General features: G+C 49.9%; 16 protein-coding genes. 8 read left to right on the forward strand and 8 right to left on the reverse strand.

The genetic code is table 11. The annotated features are described in order from the left end of the window. Positions 1-77 precede the first annotated feature (77 nt). From ACFMKP_RS03385 to queG, 7 genes are all read left to right on the forward strand, one after another. Positions 78-644 carry an RNA polymerase sigma factor gene (locus tag ACFMKP_RS03385; RefSeq protein ID WP_382289056.1) on the forward strand — a complete coding sequence of 189 codons (567 nt, stop codon included), beginning with the start codon at positions 78-80 and terminating at the stop codon, positions 642-644. A gap of 71 nt (positions 645-715) precedes the next feature. Beyond that, entirely contained in the window at positions 716-892 is a 177-nt protein-coding gene (locus ACFMKP_RS03390; RefSeq protein WP_160319474.1) for a hypothetical protein, read from the forward strand. 136 nt (positions 893-1,028) lie between these two features. Then, positions 1,029-2,051, forward strand: a complete 1,023-nt coding sequence (locus ACFMKP_RS03395) for a metal ABC transporter substrate-binding protein (protein WP_382289058.1) — start codon at positions 1,029-1,031, stop codon at positions 2,049-2,051. A gap of 81 nt (positions 2,052-2,132) precedes the next feature. Then, entirely contained in the window at positions 2,133-2,996 is an 864-nt protein-coding gene (locus ACFMKP_RS03400) for a metal ABC transporter ATP-binding protein (RefSeq protein WP_382289060.1), read from the forward strand. A 62-nt stretch (positions 2,997-3,058) separates the two neighbouring features. Beyond that, the gene (locus ACFMKP_RS03405) at positions 3,059-3,928 is read left to right on the forward strand and encodes a metal ABC transporter permease (RefSeq protein ID WP_382289062.1); all 870 of its coding nucleotides are present in this window, start codon (positions 3,059-3,061) and stop codon (positions 3,926-3,928) included. A 115-nt stretch (positions 3,929-4,043) separates the two neighbouring features. Continuing rightward, positions 4,044-5,159, forward strand: coding sequence for a site-specific DNA-methyltransferase (locus ACFMKP_RS03410; RefSeq protein ID WP_382289064.1), 1,116 nt, complete (start codon positions 4,044-4,046; stop codon positions 5,157-5,159). Positions 5,160-5,167: 8 nt separating this feature from the next. Further along, positions 5,168-6,310 (forward strand): tRNA epoxyqueuosine(34) reductase QueG, encoded by a 1,143-nt coding sequence (gene queG / locus ACFMKP_RS03415; protein ID WP_382289066.1) that lies wholly within the window; start codon positions 5,168-5,170, stop codon positions 6,308-6,310. 12 nt (positions 6,311-6,322) lie between these two features. Here the strand turns inward: queG and ACFMKP_RS03420 are convergent, their stop codons facing one another. Next, entirely contained in the window at positions 6,323-6,877 is a 555-nt protein-coding gene (locus tag ACFMKP_RS03420) for a hypothetical protein (RefSeq protein ID WP_382289068.1), read from the reverse strand. Positions 6,878-7,142: 265 nt separating this feature from the next. Here ACFMKP_RS03420 and ACFMKP_RS03425 point away from each other — a divergent pair, with 265 nt between their 5' ends. Next, on the forward strand, positions 7,143-8,603 hold the full coding sequence (locus ACFMKP_RS03425) for a hypothetical protein (protein WP_382289070.1): 1,461 nt from the start codon (positions 7,143-7,145) through the stop codon (positions 8,601-8,603). Positions 8,604-9,235: 632 nt separating this feature from the next. On the opposite strand, the gene ACFMKP_RS03430 is transcribed toward ACFMKP_RS03425, so the two are convergent. The 7 genes from ACFMKP_RS03430 to ACFMKP_RS03460 form a co-directional block, all read right to left on the reverse strand. Beyond that, the gene (locus tag ACFMKP_RS03430; RefSeq protein ID WP_382289072.1) at positions 9,236-10,339 is read right to left on the reverse strand and encodes a serine/threonine-protein kinase; all 1,104 of its coding nucleotides are present in this window, start codon (positions 10,337-10,339) and stop codon (positions 9,236-9,238) included. Positions 10,340-10,427: 88 nt separating this feature from the next. Further along, positions 10,428-12,623: a protein kinase gene (locus ACFMKP_RS03435; RefSeq protein ID WP_382289074.1), complete on the reverse strand. Its 2,196-nt coding sequence runs from the start codon at positions 12,621-12,623 to the stop codon at positions 10,428-10,430. 179 nt (positions 12,624-12,802) lie between these two features. Beyond that, entirely contained in the window at positions 12,803-13,687 is an 885-nt protein-coding gene (locus ACFMKP_RS03440) for a pre-peptidase C-terminal domain-containing protein (protein ID WP_382289076.1), read from the reverse strand. A gap of 97 nt (positions 13,688-13,784) precedes the next feature. Then, on the reverse strand, positions 13,785-14,672 hold the full coding sequence (locus ACFMKP_RS03445) for a PPC domain-containing protein (RefSeq protein WP_382289078.1): 888 nt from the start codon (positions 14,670-14,672) through the stop codon (positions 13,785-13,787). An 81-nt stretch (positions 14,673-14,753) separates the two neighbouring features. After that, the gene (locus tag ACFMKP_RS03450; RefSeq protein WP_382289080.1) at positions 14,754-15,611 is read right to left on the reverse strand and encodes a hypothetical protein; all 858 of its coding nucleotides are present in this window, start codon (positions 15,609-15,611) and stop codon (positions 14,754-14,756) included. 101 nt (positions 15,612-15,712) lie between these two features. Continuing rightward, positions 15,713-16,678 (reverse strand): hypothetical protein, encoded by a 966-nt coding sequence (locus ACFMKP_RS03455; protein ID WP_382289082.1) that lies wholly within the window; start codon positions 16,676-16,678, stop codon positions 15,713-15,715. Positions 16,679-16,739: 61 nt separating this feature from the next. Continuing rightward, on the reverse strand, positions 16,740-18,311 hold the full coding sequence (locus ACFMKP_RS03460) for a protein phosphatase 2C domain-containing protein (protein ID WP_382289084.1): 1,572 nt from the start codon (positions 18,309-18,311) through the stop codon (positions 16,740-16,742). Positions 18,312-18,318 lie beyond the last annotated feature (7 nt).

Below are 18,318 nucleotides of genomic sequence, written 5' to 3' on the forward strand. Positions count from 1 at the left end.
AGCTTATGCTACAGTAGCAACACCGCTCAATGATGAATGCGTTTGTGGATTGTTATTCCTAGCGAAGGACTGTTGTGATGCTTACTTTTCAACCTAGCAGCCAAGAACTGAATGAAGCCAGCCTTGTTGCAGGTTTGCGTCAGCGTGATGACGAGGCCTTTCAATGCTTTTTGCAGACCTTCGCCCCGCAAATGCAACGACTTGCCCGCCGCTATGTCTACTCCGATGACGAAGCCGATGATATTGTGCAAGAGAGTTTTATCCGCGCTGCCGAGTACATCAACCGCTTCGAAGGCCGCAGCAGCCTCAGCACATGGCTCCATCGCATTACCGTTAATGCAGCTCTCGATTATCGCCGCCGCCAACGCCCGCAAACGCCACTCAACGAAGTAGCCGAACGCCCGATTGCTGGCGATTTGGGCGATGCTGCGCTATCTGCTGAATTAAGCCAATATATCTACGAAGCGCTTGCCACCTTGCCCCAGCGCCAACGCATGGCAATTAGCCTCTGCTATTTGCAGGGAATGACGGCCCAAGAGGCTTCAGATTCATTGGGCATTAGCCCCGACACAGTTTATGGCTATTTGCAACAAGCCTTCCCAAGCCTGCGCCGCGCTTTGGCCTGCTACATCAGCGAAGTGTGAAACACCTTTTTGCTTTGCGCGTATAGCTGCTGCAACATCCATCGACGGCAGTTCCCGCAAGGAGGTGTCCTATGCAAATCACTCTTATGCTGATGTTGTGTGTCGTTGGAGCACTCGCACTGGTGCTGGGGGAAGCCCATATGGTGCGGGTTCCAGGCAGTATCCAGCCGCTTTCCCTCATTGGTTGGCGTTTGGCCGTTTATATGATGTTAATTCTTGGCACGTTAAGCATTATTGCAGTATTATGATACCGATGTGCTGATCTATATACATCGGCTCATTGCCCCCAAGGCAATGGGCTTTTTTTTGACAAAAACTACTTTATTGAGATATTATCTCTTTTGTAAATGAGAATAATATCAATTAGCTAAGGATTCAATTTCAATGCGTCGATATAGTTTCGTGCTGTTGCTCGCAATCTTGGTTGGCTGTGGCCAAAGCAGCGCCACCGTTCAACCAAGCCAAATTAGCCAAAGCCAACAGCAAACCACTACCGCCGATCAAGTAATGCCAACTGCCACGGCAATTGCCACCGAGCCAGTCAGCCAAATTCGCGTGGTCACAACCATGAGCATTTTGGCCGATGTGATCAAACAAGTTGGCGGCGATCGAGTGATCGTCGATAATATTATTCCCTTGGGTGCTGGGCCAGAAGATTATCAAGCTACGCCTGGCGATAGCCAAAAAATCGCCGATGCCAACATCGTCTTTTTCAATGGCCATGCGCTCGAAGAATGGCTCGAACCTTTGTTTGAAAATGCTGGTGGCAGCGAACAAGCACGGGTTGAATTATCGGCTGGCTTTGCGGCGCTTGAAGATGAACACGCCGATGAACATGCTGGCGAAGAGCATGCTGATGAAGAACACGCCGATGAGCACGCTCACGAAGAGGGCAACCCGCACTTTTGGCTTGACCCAACCTATGTGATGTCGTATACCGTGACGATTCGCGACCAACTGAGCGCCATCGATCCAAGTGGCAAAGCTGTGTATGCAGCCAATGCAGAGGCCTATCTTGGCCAACTCGAAGCCCTCGATCAAGAATTGCAAGGCTTGGCAGCCCAAATTCCTGCCGAACGGCGCAAATTGATTACCAACCACGATGCTTTTCCCTATTTTGCCAAGCGTTATGGCTTTGAAGTAGCTGGCGTATTGTTGGAAAACCCCGAAGCCGAGCTTTCTGCTGGCGATTTAGCCGCCTTAGTCGAGAGCGTCAAGGCTAGCGGCGTGCCCGCAATCTTCTCCGAATCGCAGTTCAACCAAAAAACTGCCGAGTTGCTTGCTGATGAAGCGGGCATTAAAACGATTGCTGTTTTGTATACCGACACTTTAGGTAGCGAGACAGCAACTAGCTATATCGACATGATGCGGTACAATATGAATACTATTGTTGCTGCGCTCAAATAACGCACACGTGATGTATGGCAGTGGCTATAGGAACAGCAGTGGCTGTTGCCTATAGCTTCTTGCGTTAACAAGGATTTTTCTATGGCAGCGGTTGCTTCCCAAGCGCATATTCGGCTTCAAGCGCCTACGACGATTGCCCCAGCGCTTGAAGTTCGTCAACTTACCATTCGCTATGATCAACGCCCAGTCTTGAGCGATGTTTCGTTTCAAGCTCAATCCAGCCAATTAATCGGCATTATCGGCCCCAACGGTGCTGGCAAAACCTCATTAATTAAAGCCATCTTAGGCTTAATTCCTTCAACTGGCCAAATTTTGGTGGCAGGCCAAGCCTTGGCCAAGCGTTCGCGCAAAGTTGCCTATGTGCCGCAGATTAGCGCGGTCAATTGGCGCTTTCCGGCCAGCGTGCGCGATGTTGTGCTGATGGGGCGTTATGGCCAGCTTGGTTGGCTGCGACGGCCCAAAAAAGCCGATTACGAGCTAGCCGACGCGGCACTTGAACAAGTTAATATGCAGGATTTTGCCCAGCGCTCAATCGCCGATCTTTCTGGCGGTCAGCAGCAGCGGGTGTTTTTGGCGCGCGCTTTGGCCCAAGAGCCAGATGTATTGCTGCTCGACGAGCCAATTAGCGGCGTTGATGTGCCAACTCAAGAAGTGGTTTTGCATCTTCTGCGCGATTTGAGCAATGCTGGCCGTACCCTGCTAGTTACAACCCATCATTTGCAGCATCTGGAACATCATTTCGATGCTTTGTTGTGCCTCAACCAACGCCTGATTGCCTATGGCCCGCCAACTGCGATTATGACTCGTGACGTGGTTGAGGCAACCTTTGGCCGTTCGTTAGTGCTGGTGCCAAGCCACGAACGAATTATTCTCGATTGCAACCATGGCAATTGCAGCGAAAAACAAGCCTTAGCTAATGGTGATAGTGCTAAGAATGTCAATTAGATAAAACCTAATCCCTAGCCCCTGACCCCTGGCCCCTGCCAGCTATAAAAGGTTCTCGACCGATGAAATGTACTGATTTATGGAACTGTGTCGTGGTTCCGTTACAATTTGCGCCGACCCAACGCGCCTTGCTGGCCGCGATTCTGATTGGAATTCTCTGCTCGGTGGTGGGTGCGTTTGTGGTGCTGCAAGATTTATCGTTTATTGGCGATGCATTGGCCCACGCCTCGTTTCCTGGCGTAGTGATTGCCTCGATGCTTGGCTGGAATATTGCGCTTGGCGGGGCGATTTTTGGGGTTGCCACAGCTTTGGGCGTTGGCTGGATCACCCGCCGCTCCAAAGTGAGCCTCGATACCGCAATTGGCGTATTATTTGCTGGCATGTTTGCGCTGGGCATTTTTCTACTTTCGCGCGACCGTGGCTACAACAAAGAGCTGTTTGGATTGTTGCTGGGCGATATTCTGGCGGTACGCCAAAGCGATCTTTGGACGATTGTTGGGGTTGGTGGCTTGATTTTGGTGGTGATTGCGGCGCTCTACAAAGAATTGGTGCTGATGACCTTTGATCGCACGGCGGCGGCGGCTCAAGGCTTGCCAGTTGGCTTCTTGCACTATTTGTTGCTCAGCATTATGGCGATCACGGTGGTGGTAGCAATTCAAAGCATCGGGATTGTTTTGGTGGTGGCGATGTTGGTTACGCCTGCGGCAACTGCTTCGTTGGTGGTACGCCGTTTTTGGTCGATGATCGTTTGGGGTTCGTTGCAAGGCTTGGTGGCGGCAACAATTGGGATTTACGTTTCGGCCTATATTGATGGCGTGCCAACTGGCTCGTCGATTGTGTTGGCGCATACGGCGATCTTTCTGATTGTGTTGGTGCTTGCACCGCGCAAAAATGCCTTAGCTGGGCTGTTTCAGCGCAAGGTTGCCGACTAACTAGGCAGTATCGTTGCTGAGAACCAAATTGGCCTGATGCTAACAATATTCCATGTTCCACATGCACTGATTCTTTGGTAGGATACGATCTTACTATCACGCATGAGGACTGCTTATGGCCGATTTAGCCTTGAACCACGATCAAATCCTTTTAGGGGATTGTCGTGATGTTCTTCCATCACTGCCACCAGCCAGCGTTGACCTCATTTTCGCTGACCCGCCTTATAATTTGCAATTGCGTGGCGATTTATTGCGCCCCAACATGACGCATGTTGCTGCGGTTGATGATGCTTGGGATTCGTTTCGTGATTTTGCTGCCTACGATGCGTTTACGCGCGCTTGGTTGCAAGCATGTCAGCGGGTTTTGAAAGATAATGGCACAATGTGGGTGATTGGTAGCTATCATAATATCTATCGCGTTGGTGCAATTCTGCAAGATTTGGGCTTTTGGATATTAAACGATATTGTGTGGATTAAGCGCAATCCAATGCCAAATTTTCGTGGTGTGCGCCTAACCAATGCCCATGAAACGTTAATTTGGTGTGCTAAATCGCCAGGCCAAAAGTATACCTTTAATTATCATGCCTTACGCCATTTGAACGACGATAAACAAATGCGCAGCGATTGGGAATTTCCATTGTGTACTGGCAATGAGCGCTTGCGCATCAACGGCAACCGTGTGCATAGCACCCAAAAACCAGAAGCCTTGCTCTATCGCGTCTTGCTGGCCAGTTCAAATGTCGGCGATGTGGTGCTTGATCCCTTTTTTGGCACTGGCACGACTGGCGCAGTGGCCAAACGCTTGGCTCGCCACTACATTGGCATCGAACGCGACCCAAGCTATGTCGAGGCCGCGCGAGGCCGCATTGCAGCGATTGCGCCACCAACCAACACTGATGCGCTCGAAGCCTTGCCGAGCAACAAACGGCGGATTCCCCGGATTCCGTTTGGTAATTTACTGGAGCATGGCTTGTTGCAAGCTGGCCAACAATTGTGGTTTAATCGTGATCCAACGCTTGGCGCAACCCTGTTGGCCGATGCTTCGCTGCGCATGGCCGATGGCACACGTGGCTCGATTCATAAACTTGGCACAATTTTGACAGGCCAGCCAAGTTGTAACGGCTGGGAACATTGGTTTTTTCAAGCTGCTGATGGAAGTTTGGCCTCAATCGATCTGCTGCGCCAAGAGTTGCGGCGGTTGCGTGAGCAAGCCCCAGATGCTGATGATTAAAGTGGCTTATGACGATTAATCTTGCTGCTGCTGTGCGCGCCCAAGCCGCCAGTTTAGGCTTTAATTTGGTTGGCATCACGCCAGCACGCCCATCGCCGACGTTGGATGCCTATCAACAATGGGTTGAGGCCGGAATGTATGGCGAGATGGGCTATTTGGCGCGGCCTGATCGCCAAGCCCGCCGCCAAGATCTAAATGTGATTGTGCCGAATGTACGTTCATTGATTATTGTGGCGCTCGATTATCGCACGTTGCCAATTCCTGCCAGCCTGCTTAACGACCCCAGCCGTGGGCGAATTGCGGCCTATGCTTGGGGCATTGATTACCATGATCTGATGACTCCGCGCTTGCAGGAATTGGCCAATTGGTTGCAAACCCAAATTCCCAATCCTGTGCAGCAGCGGGTTTATGTGGATACTGGGGCGATTTTAGAGCGCTCGCATGCCCAGCAAGCAGGCTTGGGTTTTATTGGCAAAAACACCATGTTGATTAGCCCACGGCGTGGCTCGTTTTTCTTTTTGGGCGAAATTCTGACGAGCTACGAATTTACTGATTACGATCAGCCAGCGCCAACAACGATGTGTGGCTCGTGTACTCGCTGCTTGCGAGCTTGTCCGACCCAAGCCTTTCCCAAGCCGCATGTGCTTGATGCGCGGCGCTGCATTTCGTACCTTACGATTGAATATAAAGGCTCGATTCCGCGTGAGCTGCGCCCGCAAATGGCCAATTGGATTGTTGGCTGTGATGTGTGTCAAGATGTTTGTCCGTGGCAGCGTTTTGGGGTGCAAAGCCAAGAAACGGCCTTTTTTCCAATCGATCACGACCGAGCTGCACCAACCCTGGCCAGCCTTTTGACCTTGGATGCGACGAGTTTTAGCGAGCGCTATGGCAGCGCCGCGATTAGCAGACTTAAGCGTGATCGTTTGGTGCGCAATGCCTGTGTGGCCGCTGGCAACTGGCGCGACCTCAGCATTTTGCCCTTGCTCGCGCCCTTGCTGCACGATGCAAGCAGCCTTGTGCGCGAGCATGCCGCGTGGGCGATTGGCCGTAATGTTGATAATTCAGCCAGCACATTATTGCAACAAGCCTTGCAAACCGAAAGCGAGCCAAGCGTGCGCAGCGAATTGCTGCAAAGTTTGCACGAACGCTAGTATTTCTAGCCCTTATTCAATCAATGTTGCTATTTCATAAACTTGGCGAATCCACTCGGTTTGGTGCTGATCAATGACTAGAATTGTTACCAAACTATCGGTTGGCGGGAGTAGTGCTCGATCAAGCGCAATACTGCTGATCGACATAACTGGTGCAGAATGAGTAAGTAATTGGCCTAGTTTCGGGGTGTGATATTCAACCTTGATTGTAAGGGTTTGTTGATAGCGCTGAACTTCATTGATTTTGACCCAGCGACCTCGCTCAATATACGCTGAGGTGAAAATCGTAAGAATCATGCTTGTGTTCATATCGACGGCTTGGATTGCTTGACGATCAACAAAAGGATCTTGTAATTTCGGGAGTTCTTCAAGCAAATGCGTTTGCTCATAGTCAGTTTGGGTGAAACGCAGATTTAATACACCTTCTGCATATGGATAATCATCAAAGCTCCCATGGTTATCATCGAGATCTGCAAGCCGCGTAAATGCGAGACTTTGGGTTGCCGCTTGTTCACTGCATCCGATTATAAATAGAACTAACAAAAGAGTGAAAAATAAATTCCTCATTCCTGTTTCCTTTATCAAATTAACTATACTCAAGCACGGTATGCTATCTGTGATACTCCAAGTGTAGCAAGCAGTTGCTGACGCAACGAGCAGAAAGCATTCACGATTGCAGCAGATTGGCAGCAGCACGTGGATTGATGATCTGCGGTGGCAGAATGATAATTAGATGAGCATTCGGTTGCGAGCGAATCAGTTTGCTAGACGTTGGTCGGTGGATCTGCTATCATCCATGGGCTTTTGTTAGCTTGTGGAAGAATGAACAACGATGGAAAAACAGCAGACTGAAGGGCTAAAACAGACTTGGTGGCGGCTTGGCATCGGTGGGTTCATGCTGATAGTGATGCTTGGGTTGATGTGGCCAGCCTTTGAACGTGGCTTGGCGCGGCGGCCAGTCTTGAACTTGCAAACCCCAGATGATGGCCTTGAAGGCACATTATTACACGAAGCCCAACTGATTCGGCGTGATCGCTCATTGTATCGCCCGATTGTGTCCGAGGAATTTATTTCCGCCCCATATACCCCGTTGCACCCCATGCTGCTTTCGTTTATGCCATTTGACCCTGAGCGACCCTTTACAGCAGGGCGTTGGGTTTCGCTGCTTTCAATGTTGGCGATTGGCCTAATTATTAGCCTGTTTGTGGCCAGCAATACCCGCTATTGGTTGCTTGGTTTGGCGATTGGGGCCTGTTGGTTGGCCTTTGCGCCTGCCCAACTCTGGGCGTTGCGGCTCAAGCCTGATTTATTTGCCTTGAGTTTTACTGCGCTCGGGCTGCTATTGGCAAGCTGGCGCGAAGGGCGTTGGTTTGGTTGGGCGGCGGTTTGTTTTGGCTTAGCATTTTTAGCCAAACAAACCTTAGCGATTGCTCCGCTGGCGGTTGGCCTGAATTTGCTGCTGCACGATTGGCGCAAAGCGTTGAAGTTTGGCACGCTAGTGATTTTAGCTGCTGGCCTGCCCTATTTGACGTTGGATCTTGTGACCGATGGTTGGGCAACGCGCCACATTTGGGGCTTGCACCGCTCAGAGTGGTGGAGTTTTGACCTGATGTGGAAGTATGTGCGCCTGCTTGGCTGGTCGTTGCCATTGTTTGGTTTGGCGCTGGTTGGCTTAGCCTTGCAGCCGCGCAATTATGCGATCCGCCAAGCGGGGCTGTATGCAGTGCTTGCGCCGATTTCGCTCTATGGCGCTGGCGAAGTTGGGGCGCATCATAATCATCTTTTAGAGACGATGCTTGCTTGGAGTTTGGCTGGCGGGCTAGCGCTGGGCTTGTTGTTGGAGCTTGGTTGGAATAAGGGTGGTTGGTGGCATGCGCTGACGGTTGTAACGCTGAGTGCTGGCTTACTCCAAGGCTGGCTCCTCCGCCAAACTCCAAGTTGGTATGGTGGCGAGTTTGAGATTAATGATTTGGCGCGGTTTGTGCCCTATATTCATTCCAAGCCTGGTGATGTATTGCTTGATAATCCTGGTTTGGCGCTTGCGGCAGGCAAACCGCTGATTTTTGATGATCCCTCGACCATGGGTCCGGCGATTGAGAGTGGGGTTTGGCCGGCACAAGGCCTGTATGAGAGCATCCGGCAACGGCGTTGGAGCTTGATCATGTTGCCATTCAATGTGTCCGATAGGCGTGATGCGACTGGGCGTTGGACAGAAGAAAGCATTCGCTTGATTGATCAGCATTATCAACTTGAATTTAGTGATAGCATTTTTAGCTATGTGCCAAAGCCCTAAACGGCGAATGCCAGCACCCCCTCCGAGATGCTGGCATTCCTTTTTTGCATTCATCAAAACACTCTAACCAAAAAGACCCGCGGATACGGTTCGACAGCTTCAAAGCTGGACAAATACCTAATTGTTATGCCTAATTCAAGCGGCTGCCTGCCGAGGAAGACCCTCGCAGGGGCTGGGCTTGTTAGCGTTCCAAGCGGTTGACCTTAAAATTACGGTTATGTCACATCACGCCAGGATAATAACAATGCTTCAAATTGATAACCGAGCAGCAGATGGGAATTCGTCGGTGATCAGTCACCACCAGCCCGAGCCATGTGCATGTCTTTGTGCGTTTCCCCATAGCGCTGATATGCTAGTTGCTAGTTTCGACGCACCACCGACTATTTCCATAGGCCAATCCTACAGTCGATAGCGGTGATCAATTTGGGGTTTGGTTGATTTGTTCAGGTGCTGTTCCCGCTGAACCGTATCCATACGGGCTACGCTGTTAATATACTTTGCTGGCCCGTTAACTACAAGCGCTTCATCGCTGTTTTACGATGAAGCGCTGAAAAGGGCAATTTTGGGCTTGCTAGCGGTTCGCTTAGTTCAGTTGTGTCAACAATTAATAATGCAAAAATACCTAGGGTCAATTATTGAAAAAAGAAAAAAATACCTAGGACTAAAAAGAAAGTGACAACTGCAATCAAGACGAACTGAATCGTTGTGGTGAATTTTGCCCGAGCTGAGCTAGCAAAATTGCTGCTTGCTTGGAGGCCGAAAGTTGGCGCTGCTGCGCTTGGCCGATTAATGTCGACTGGGCGGGCTTTTGGTGTGCGCTGCTGCGGCTGGGTAAACTGATCGACGAACAGATCCTCGGATGGCGCTGGTAAGGGAATGGTAAATTCGCTTGGAATGCGCCGTTGGAGGGCATGTTGGAGTTGGCTCACAAACTCGCCAACTGATTCTTGGCGTTGCTCAGGCCGTTTGGCCAAGGCGCGTTCGATCACTTGGGCGACTGCTGGTGAGATATTGGGCACAACCTCTTGCAGCGGCGGAATACGCTCTTGCAAAATTTTTTGTACGAGTTGTGGCGAGGCCGTATCTGTGCCAAATGGTCGCGAGTTGGTTAAGGTTTCGTAGAGCACCAAGGCCAGCGAATAGAGATCCGAGCGCGGCGAAGCTGGCACTTCCTGCATAATCTCAGGAGCCATATAGGCGATGGTGCCGGTTACATTGCCGGTTTTGGTTAGCCGAATATACTGTGCCGTGCTGGCGATGCCAAAATCGGCTAAGACCGCTTGGCCATTGCTGCGAAAGAGAATATTGCTTGGTTTAATATCGCGGTGAATAATGCCCTTGCTATGAGCATATTCCAAGGCATAGCCAATATCAATTCCGATTTTAATCACATCTTCGACGGCAAGCGAGCTGGCGATCATGCGCTCTAATAACGAACCATCGTCGATATATTCGAGCGCAATAAAATAGACCTCCTCGTCTAGTTTGGGGTGGGGTACTGCGCCGGTCTCATACGATTGAACGATATGCGGGTGATGTAAAATCCGCACAGCATCGGCTTCGTTGAGAAAGCGCGTTAACAGTTCACCGATATGAACGAGCATTGACGGCAAGACTTTGAAGGCTGTTGTACCGAACTGTGGATGTTCAGCCTTGTACACAATTGCCATGCCGCCTTGCCCGATCTGCTCAGCTAGATGATACTCCCCAAGTTGAAGATTACTTAAGTTTTGCATAGAGGGCCACCTAATGCTAAACATTGATTGTGATCATAGACAGAGCGCACTGGATTGTGCGCTCTGATCGCGTGATCTCCGACAAACATTATGGATTAATTGGCGGCGCGGTCGGTGCAACGGTTGGCCGTGGCGTATTGGTTGGTGGCGGTTTCGGACAACCACTGCGTGATGGATCGCCTGGCTCATTTGGACAATTATCGACGTTATCAGGAATGGTATCGCCGTCTGAGTCAGGAATTGGGGTTGGTGGTGGCGGTTCGGTTGGAGCCGGACAGCCATTATTTGGCCCAGCAACTCCAGGACAGCCATCAACATCATCGGTAAACCCATCGCCATCGCTATCGACTGGCGCTGGAACCGCGGTTGCTGGAACCTCGGTTGCTTGAGGCACTGGGGTACTAGTAGATGCCCGAGGCCGCGCTGTTGGTTGTGGCTGTTGTGGTTGTGGACGCGCCGTTGCTACAACCGCATTCGATGTGGCTGTTGGTTCTGGCGTATTGCTTGGCTCTGGCGTTGGGCTATTTTCTGGAGTTGGAGCCAAGGTACTGGTTGGCGCGCCCGGATCGACGATGCCGATTGGTTGGGTTCCAACTGGGGTTCCTTGACTGGTGCTACCAGTGGTTGCGGTTGCCCCGCCATTGGTATTAACCTGAATCGAATTCGGCGTTCCGGTGCCCGTCGTGCTGTTGGCAGGATTGCTGCCTGATAGAATGTAGACCCCAATTAACACTAGGCCCAAAATGCCGCCGCCAATGCCAGCAATTAAGGCCTTCTTTTTGTTATTGGGTCGGTTCAGCGCAATTGAGCCTGTGCCTGCAAAGTTGAGATTTGGCTCTGAGCTAGGGTTAAGACTTTGATTGAAGGCAGTTGCTGGTCGGGCAACCTCAATTGGCCGGGCATTAACTGTGCGATTTGGCCGCGAGCTTGGGCCACGTAGCGGGTTTTGGCCAGTAAGCGGCTGATTGACCCCGGATAATGCTTGGTTAACCCCAGATAATGCTTGATTGACCCCACTCGGCGCACCAACCGCTTCCGGCGCATAGATCTGCGTGCCATCGTTTGGCAATGAAACATTGACCTGCGAATTTTGGCCAGCTGCCAAAGGTTGGTTGACTCCGCTGAGTGGTTGATTAACCCCACTCAATGGTTGATTAACCCGACTATTTGCGCCACTTCCTGCTGGTGGTGCATAGATTTGCGTACCTTCGGCGGGCATAGCCAGATTGGCAGCGCTAGCTGGGCCGGCCATAGGTTGGTTTGGCTGTGAAAGTGGCACATTAGCCGCACTAGCAGCCCCAACCACGGGATTGAAAACTCTGGTACTGGTTGAATCGCCTTCAGAACTGCGTTCGTTGCGGCTGCCACCTGGGCGCGCAATTGGGATCATGGGCTTGCCATGGGCATTCAGCGGCACATCTGGTTTGGTTGCCGTGCGGCCAAATTTAGCCTGTTTGAGCGCTTCAACGAAATCAGACATGTTTTCGAAGCGGCGTTCGGGATCTTTGGCAGTGGCGCGTTCAATAATTTGTGCCATCAGTGGTGGCACATGCGGGGCTAATTCACGCAAGGGTGGCAAGGGTGTGCTGATAATTTTGCTTAGCGCAACTGCAATATTGGCATGCATATTGGCATAAGGATTTTTGCCAGCTAAGGCCTCATACAAAATTAAGCCCAGCGCATAAATATCCGAGCGCGCATCAGCACTTTGGCCTTCAGCAATTTCTGGTGCTGTATAGGCGACAGTTCCAGCAAAACCGCCGGTTTTAGTCATGCGGGCTTCATTACTTACCAGCGCAATCCCAAAGTCGGCGAGCACAGCATGGCCATCGTGGCGAAACAGAATATTGCTGGGTTTAATATCGCGGTGGATAAACTGCTTACGGTGTGCGTAATCTAAGGCTGAGCCAATGTGCAAGCCCATCTCAATCGTTGGATTGAGTTGTTGACGGGGTTGCTTCTGTAAGCGTTCGCTGAGTGTGCTACCGCCAATAAATTCCATGGCAATATAATGGATTCGTTGGCGGGTATTGTTGGGATCAGGAATATCACTGGCTTCGTAGAGCTGCACAATATGTGGGTGGTGCAGTTCACGAATCGCCCGTGCTTCGAGCATGAATCGTCGGAGCGTGTCGGTATCGTGGGCGAAATAAGGCGGCAGCACTTTAAAGGCGACCGAGCCATAGTCGGGATGATGTGCTCGATAGACGAGCGCCATCCCACCACGACCTATTTCGTCTTGCAAGGCATACTCGCCCAACTGTGTATGTTCAAACGACTCCATAGCAGCATCCTACAACGAAAACAGCGGCAGGCCGCTCTCTTCAGTACCAAAGATTAACTATTCTCGACAACTTCGTTGCTGCCCCATTATCACACTATTCGCTAGCCTTGACAAGCGCCAGCATAAATGCTAAGCGCTGGTCGGCAACCGACCTCGCTTCGGAGGTCAAGCGTGCTCAATTAGGGTTGATATAAGGCTTTAACCCGATAGACTGGGGTTTTATCGCCGAGTTTAGCAGCCCAAACCACATTAATCAGATAGGTTGTGTTGGCGGCAATCGGAACATTGCTCAACAACTCGGACGTTTGGCCAGGATTGCCCGATTGCTGATAGACTTGGAACTGGTTGTTGCCATCGCGATAATATAAATAGAGATTAAAATCGTGTTGATCAGGCGTGATGTTATCAAGTTGGATGGTTACTTTGCCGCCAACTGCGACTTTGAATTGGTAATAATCGAAGTTACTTGGCACTTCATTAATAAAGTCGCTTTCGCACCAACCACCAGACAAGGCAATCACCCCGGCTGTTGTTGAGGCATTATTAGCAGGCTCCCCAACATGAATACATGATTGAAGGTCGCCGACAACTGGCGCAAACAGTCGGGCGCGCGAGATGCCGATTGTGGTGCGAGCACCACCAATCACACTGACATTGGCGGTTTCTGAACGCAGTTCAACTTGAAATTGCTCGTATGGTTCAGCAACAGCGTTCGCCAAAATCCCAATGTTGATCAACGCATAGCGGCGTAAACCAGTAATGGTTAATGCATTGCCAGTGCCAGCAGTTGGCGAGTAATCGCTGCCCGCGACCGCCGTCCCATTGAAGGTCTGATAGCGTAAGTTGAGGCTAATACTCTCACTCTCAGTTGCACCATACACCATTACTTTGAGCCAAACACTCATTCCTTCAGTTGTCTGAACCGCAGTCCGTTCCCACGCTACTGCGATGGCTTGAGGGCTAGCTTCTTCGTTTGCTGGGCTAGCTTCCTCGGCATGAGCAACCGGCAAGGCCATCAGACTAAAGATTATGAGCAGGAACAATGACCAACGTTTGTTGTGCATAACCTAAGAATCCTTGTTGCTAGAATCGGCGGGCAATCGCTGGTTATGAGGCTGGCTCAGCCCTTGAGTAAAAGGCTGAGCCATGAGCTTGAATTTATTAACGAGAAAGGTTTACGCGGTAGGTTGGAACTTTATCACCACTCTTGCTTACCCAGTGTACCCCAATCAGATAGTTGGTATAACCAGCAATTGGCGCTTCAATATATTCTGCTTGTTGATTGCCATTAATTGATTGACGATAATTCTGATAATTGCCATTACCATCACGGTAAAAGAGATACAGATCAAGATCATGTTGATCGGGGGTAGTGTTTTCGAGCCGAATCTTGATCGTCCCATTGGTCATTGGTACAAAGCTATAATAATCGAAGGCTTGGACTGCTTCCCCACGAAAGTCGTTGCTACACCAGCCACCACTATCGACAATGGTTCCAGCGGTGAGTGGCGAGTTATTGCTAGGCTCGCTAAAATTGGTACACGATTGAATGGTGCCGACGGCTGGTTGGTGAATTCGGCCAGGCTCAATTCGTACGGTGGCGCGGGCTGGGCCTGTAATAGCTGTATTTGATGAATCAGAACGCAGTTCCACTTCAAATGTTTCGTAAGGCTCCAAGTAATATGGGCTATTATTAATAATCCCAATTCTCACATCTGCATAGCGTTGTGAACCAGTAATTGAGCCTCTATTACCTGGCCATGGTGTTGGATAATAATCATCGTTGGGTGTTGCTTGTTGTCTAAATGTTTGATAAATAAACTTAAGGTTGACGTTTTCGCCAGCCCCAGCCCCAACAACTTTAATTCTTAACCAAACCTCGCCACTTTTCTCACCTGTAGAAACTGTCAACGTGTCCCAAGCAAGGGTTGCTGCGTTTGGAGTCTCAGGGACTTCTGGGGCAGCCGGGATATCAGGATTGGCATGGCTTGCTGTGGGCAAAATCCCATGAATTAGTAACAGCAGAATGAGGATTCTGGCAAATTTCATAATTGCGACACTCCTACTTATAGACTAATGACGATTCGAATCGTAGGTATTATAGAGTGAATCGGGCAATGAGTGGGTTAGCTATGGAAAATTGGCTTTTAGCTGATAGCTTGGCACTTTTGAGCCACTTGAACTCTCCCAATAGACAGAAATCAAGTAGCTCGTATTGGCTGCGATCGGTGCAGTAATCAATTCTGCTTGCTGGCCGGAGTTAGTTGATTGCTGATAAAATGCATATTGCCCATTGCCAGCAAGATAGTATAAATATAATTGCAGATCATGCTGATCGGGAGTTGTATTTTCAAGTTGGATCGTAATTGTGCCATTGCTACTTGGCTTTAGTCGATAATAATCAACGGCAAGCAGTTGTTCATTTCTGAAATTACTGTTACACCAACCGCCATTAGGCGCAATGACCCCAGCACTTGCAGCTGCGTTATTCGCTGGTTCGCCTACGTGGATGCATGATTCTAAATGGCCAACAACTGGAATCATCAACCGTGAAGGGTTAATAGTTACCGTTGCTCGTGCTGGCCCAGAAATCACCGTGGCTGCGCTATCAGAACGGAGCACAACTTGAAAGGTTTCGATTGGTTCAGGATAGATATTCTTGAGAATATCGATTTTGATATAGGCAACGCGCTGCAGGCCGGTAATCGCACCTTTGGTACCATCAGGCCAATTGGTTGGCACATAATCATCGTTGGGAGTTGCCATTTGACTAACTGTTTGGTAGATGAACTTAAGATTAACTTCTTCGCTAGGCGCAGCGCCAACAACATTAATTCGTAGCCAAACATCGACCCCTTCAGCAGTTGCGACAGATACTTTATCCCAGGCTAAAGTGACTGCTTGGGGAGTTTTAAGCTCAGCATAGCTAGCATTTGGAAAACAATAGAGTAGGAAGAGAAAAAGAGCAGATTTTGAAAGTATGTGCATCGCTGATTCTTCCTCACGCTTGATTAATCTCATCATTGTCCTAAAAGCGTGGAATAGCAGGAGCCTGTAGCGTTTGTACAGGCTCCTGTTTTGGTTACTCTTTATTGAAAGCTGGCGCTTAATTCATAGACTGGAACTTTGCTGCCGCTTGAAGAAGTCCAATAAACTGATACAAGATAGAGGCCATTGTTATTGCTGGTATTGGCGACAATTTCACTATTAATCACATCATCATCCTGTTCGCCATTAAGCGAGTTCGCCACTTCTTCATAGCGGTTGATGCTCGGGTTAAATTTGTAGAGATATAAATCCAGATCATGTTGATCGGGGGTTATATTTTTTAGGCGGATGTTAATATTCCCGCCAACTGCTTGACTAATTCGATAGTAATCGGCCCGTGTTGGGACTTCTCCATTGAAATCACCGTAACATGGCCCGCCGGAGACTGCTAAGAACCCGCTGGTTGTTGCGGTATTATTGTTTGGCTCACCAACATCTTGGCAGCTTTGGAAGTTTGCAAAGGCAGGATAGAATTTTGCATCTCTGACAATGTTAATTGTTGCGCGATTGCCCCGGGATTCAATGGTGCCATTCGAGACGGTTATATCAACAAAGAAGACTTCGTTGGGTTCGTTGATCGTATCGCTAACCGTGCGTAATTGAATATACAGCACTTGTGATGTGCCACTGATATAGCCAGTAATTTGGTTATCGCGTGACTGATTGGTTTGCGGGAGGGTGATTTCGCGATCAAAATCGGTATCGATATCAGCCCCATTTGCGGCATTGGTTGTGTATAGCTCAATATCAATGCGAATTCCGCCAGTGGTATTAATTGGTGTATCAGTGCGCAGCGCGAGCCATGCCTCCTCACCTTCAACCACATTAACATTAATCGAATCCCACTTAACAACTGGCAAGGCATCAGCGGCGGTTGGTTGTTCAACCACAAGTGGCGCTTGATTAACATCAGGACTCAATTTTGCTCTATGTTGCGCTAAACTCGCACTCGGTAAACTACTTATCAATGCGAGTAAGCTTATGATTAATCCACGTTTGAAACTCATTCAATAAACTCCTTAGCTGAAAACCTATCAAAGCTTTTTTAGCAATTGTAGTATGGCTAGATTATGGAGCTGTTACTGGCGGCTTAACCGTTGGCTTCGGTGTTGCTTCAACAGTTGGTGGTGGGACTGCTGTTGGCTCAGGCCGCGGTGTATTTGTTGGTGGTGCTTCCACCGGTTTTGGACAGCCATTGCGCGATGGATCGCCTGGCTCATTGGGACAAGCATCAACATCGTCAGGAATCGTATCGCCATCGCTATCGACAACAGCTGGTGGCGCAGTTGGCTCAACTGGTGCGGGACAGCCATTATTTGGCCCAGCCACATCGGGACAAGCATCAATCTCATCAGGAACGCCATCACCATCGCGATCGCTTGGAGCTGGTGGATTGGTTGGCTGCACCACTGGTGGGTTGGTTGGTTGGACGACCACAGGCGGATTGGTTGGTTGGACGACCACAGGCGGATTGGTTGGCTGCACTACTGGTCGGTTGGTTGCCTCTGGGCGTACAGTTGGGTTGATGCCTGGAGCAGTGGTGGCTTGGGGGCCAAGCGTATCAGTTGGAACGGGATTTTCGGTTGCTTGCTGAATCAAGATTGCTTCAGCAGTTGCGGTTTCCGCAGGCAAGGTAACGGTGGCAAATGAACCGTCATCCAGCTTAATCACTGGGCGAGTGGGAATGACAACCGCATTGCGGCCACTGCCATTGGGGTTAACCTCGTCGCCGCCCATAAACACAATCCCGCCGAGGAGTGCTGCAACCAACAAGACAACCCCCAGAATCCCGCCTAAGGCTCCCCATTGAATTGGGGCTGGCCCATTGCGCACAACCACGTTGGTAATGTTATCGTGGCCGCCGCGCTCATTGGCAAGGCTAATTAACTCAGTTGTGGCATTTTGGGGGGCATTTTGGGTGGCAATTTTGCCAATTTCCTCTGCTTGGACTCCATCGGAAAGCCCGTCCGAACACAGCACAATCACATCATCTTTGCCCAAAACCAGCTCATCGCTGAAGTGAGGCGTTACCTCAGGATCGCCCATGGATTGCCAGAGGCTTTTGTTCATGGCGTTGACGTGATCTTTGGTTTGAACGGCACGATCGTATTCGGTATTATTGGCGCGGAACAAATAGCCTTTACTATCGCCAACATTCGAGAAGATGATCTTGCGCAGGCTGCCTTCATCCCACACCAAGGCCAGCACTAAAGTTGAGGCACGGTTGGTATTGCCAGCCTCTTTATAGACCATTTTGGTTGCATATTGAATCGAAGCATTCAGCTGTTCTTGTTTGTTTTTATAGCTTTTGGGGTCGCTATTGTAGAAAAACTTGGTTGTATATTCAACCACAGCGCGACTAGCTAACTCGCCATCATCGTTGCCGCCGACTCCATCGGCCACGACATAGAGTCGTCCATGGCTGGCCAGCAACTTGTGATCGATTTTAACACTAAAACCGGTTGCGCCGCCGCCGCGGATTTTGGCGAAAAGTTCAGTTACCCCATTGACCAATTTGGTGCCAACACTGCGTTCATCGGCATGTCGCCATGCCAAATTATCTTCGTTGTTGTTGCGTTGTCGCCCAACATCGCTTTGACCATAGACCACGAGATTGGGCAGATTAGCTGCTTGACTCATTGCAAAG

Origin of the sequence: Herpetosiphon sp. NSE202 (assembly GCF_042688385.1) — a bacterium.
GTDB lineage: Bacteria > Chloroflexota > Chloroflexia > Chloroflexales > Herpetosiphonaceae > Herpetosiphon.

Excerpts from the sequence above, each read along its gene's own strand:
- ACFMKP_RS03455 (WP_382289082.1), bottom strand. The coding sequence starts at position 16,678 with ATGAGTTTCAAACGTGGATTAATCATAAGCTTACTCGCATTGATAAGT.
- ACFMKP_RS03435 (WP_382289074.1), bottom strand. The coding sequence starts at position 12,623 with ATGGAGTCGTTTGAACATACACAGTTGGGCGAGTATGCCTTGCAAGAC.
- ACFMKP_RS03425 (WP_382289070.1), top strand. The coding sequence starts at position 7,143 with ATGGAAAAACAGCAGACTGAAGGGCTAAAACAGACTTGGTGGCGGCTT.
- ACFMKP_RS03430 (WP_382289072.1), bottom strand. The coding sequence starts at position 10,339 with ATGCAAAACTTAAGTAATCTTCAACTTGGGGAGTATCATCTAGCTGAG.
- ACFMKP_RS03460 (WP_382289084.1), bottom strand. The coding sequence starts at position 18,311 with ATGAGTCAAGCAGCTAATCTGCCCAATCTCGTGGTCTATGGTCAAAGC.
- ACFMKP_RS03385 (WP_382289056.1), top strand. The coding sequence starts at position 78 with ATGCTTACTTTTCAACCTAGCAGCCAAGAACTGAATGAAGCCAGCCTT.
- ACFMKP_RS03390 (WP_160319474.1), top strand. The coding sequence starts at position 716 with ATGCAAATCACTCTTATGCTGATGTTGTGTGTCGTTGGAGCACTCGCA.
- queG (WP_382289066.1), top strand. The coding sequence starts at position 5,168 with ATGACGATTAATCTTGCTGCTGCTGTGCGCGCCCAAGCCGCCAGTTTA.
- ACFMKP_RS03410 (WP_382289064.1), top strand. The coding sequence starts at position 4,044 with ATGGCCGATTTAGCCTTGAACCACGATCAAATCCTTTTAGGGGATTGT.
- ACFMKP_RS03440 (WP_382289076.1), bottom strand. The coding sequence starts at position 13,687 with ATGCACAACAAACGTTGGTCATTGTTCCTGCTCATAATCTTTAGTCTG.
- ACFMKP_RS03450 (WP_382289080.1), bottom strand. The coding sequence starts at position 15,611 with ATGCACATACTTTCAAAATCTGCTCTTTTTCTCTTCCTACTCTATTGT.
- ACFMKP_RS03445 (WP_382289078.1), bottom strand. The coding sequence starts at position 14,672 with ATGAAATTTGCCAGAATCCTCATTCTGCTGTTACTAATTCATGGGATT.
- ACFMKP_RS03395 (WP_382289058.1), top strand. The coding sequence starts at position 1,029 with ATGCGTCGATATAGTTTCGTGCTGTTGCTCGCAATCTTGGTTGGCTGT.
- ACFMKP_RS03405 (WP_382289062.1), top strand. The coding sequence starts at position 3,059 with ATGAAATGTACTGATTTATGGAACTGTGTCGTGGTTCCGTTACAATTT.
- ACFMKP_RS03400 (WP_382289060.1), top strand. The coding sequence starts at position 2,133 with ATGGCAGCGGTTGCTTCCCAAGCGCATATTCGGCTTCAAGCGCCTACG.
- ACFMKP_RS03420 (WP_382289068.1), bottom strand. The coding sequence starts at position 6,877 with ATGAGGAATTTATTTTTCACTCTTTTGTTAGTTCTATTTATAATCGGA.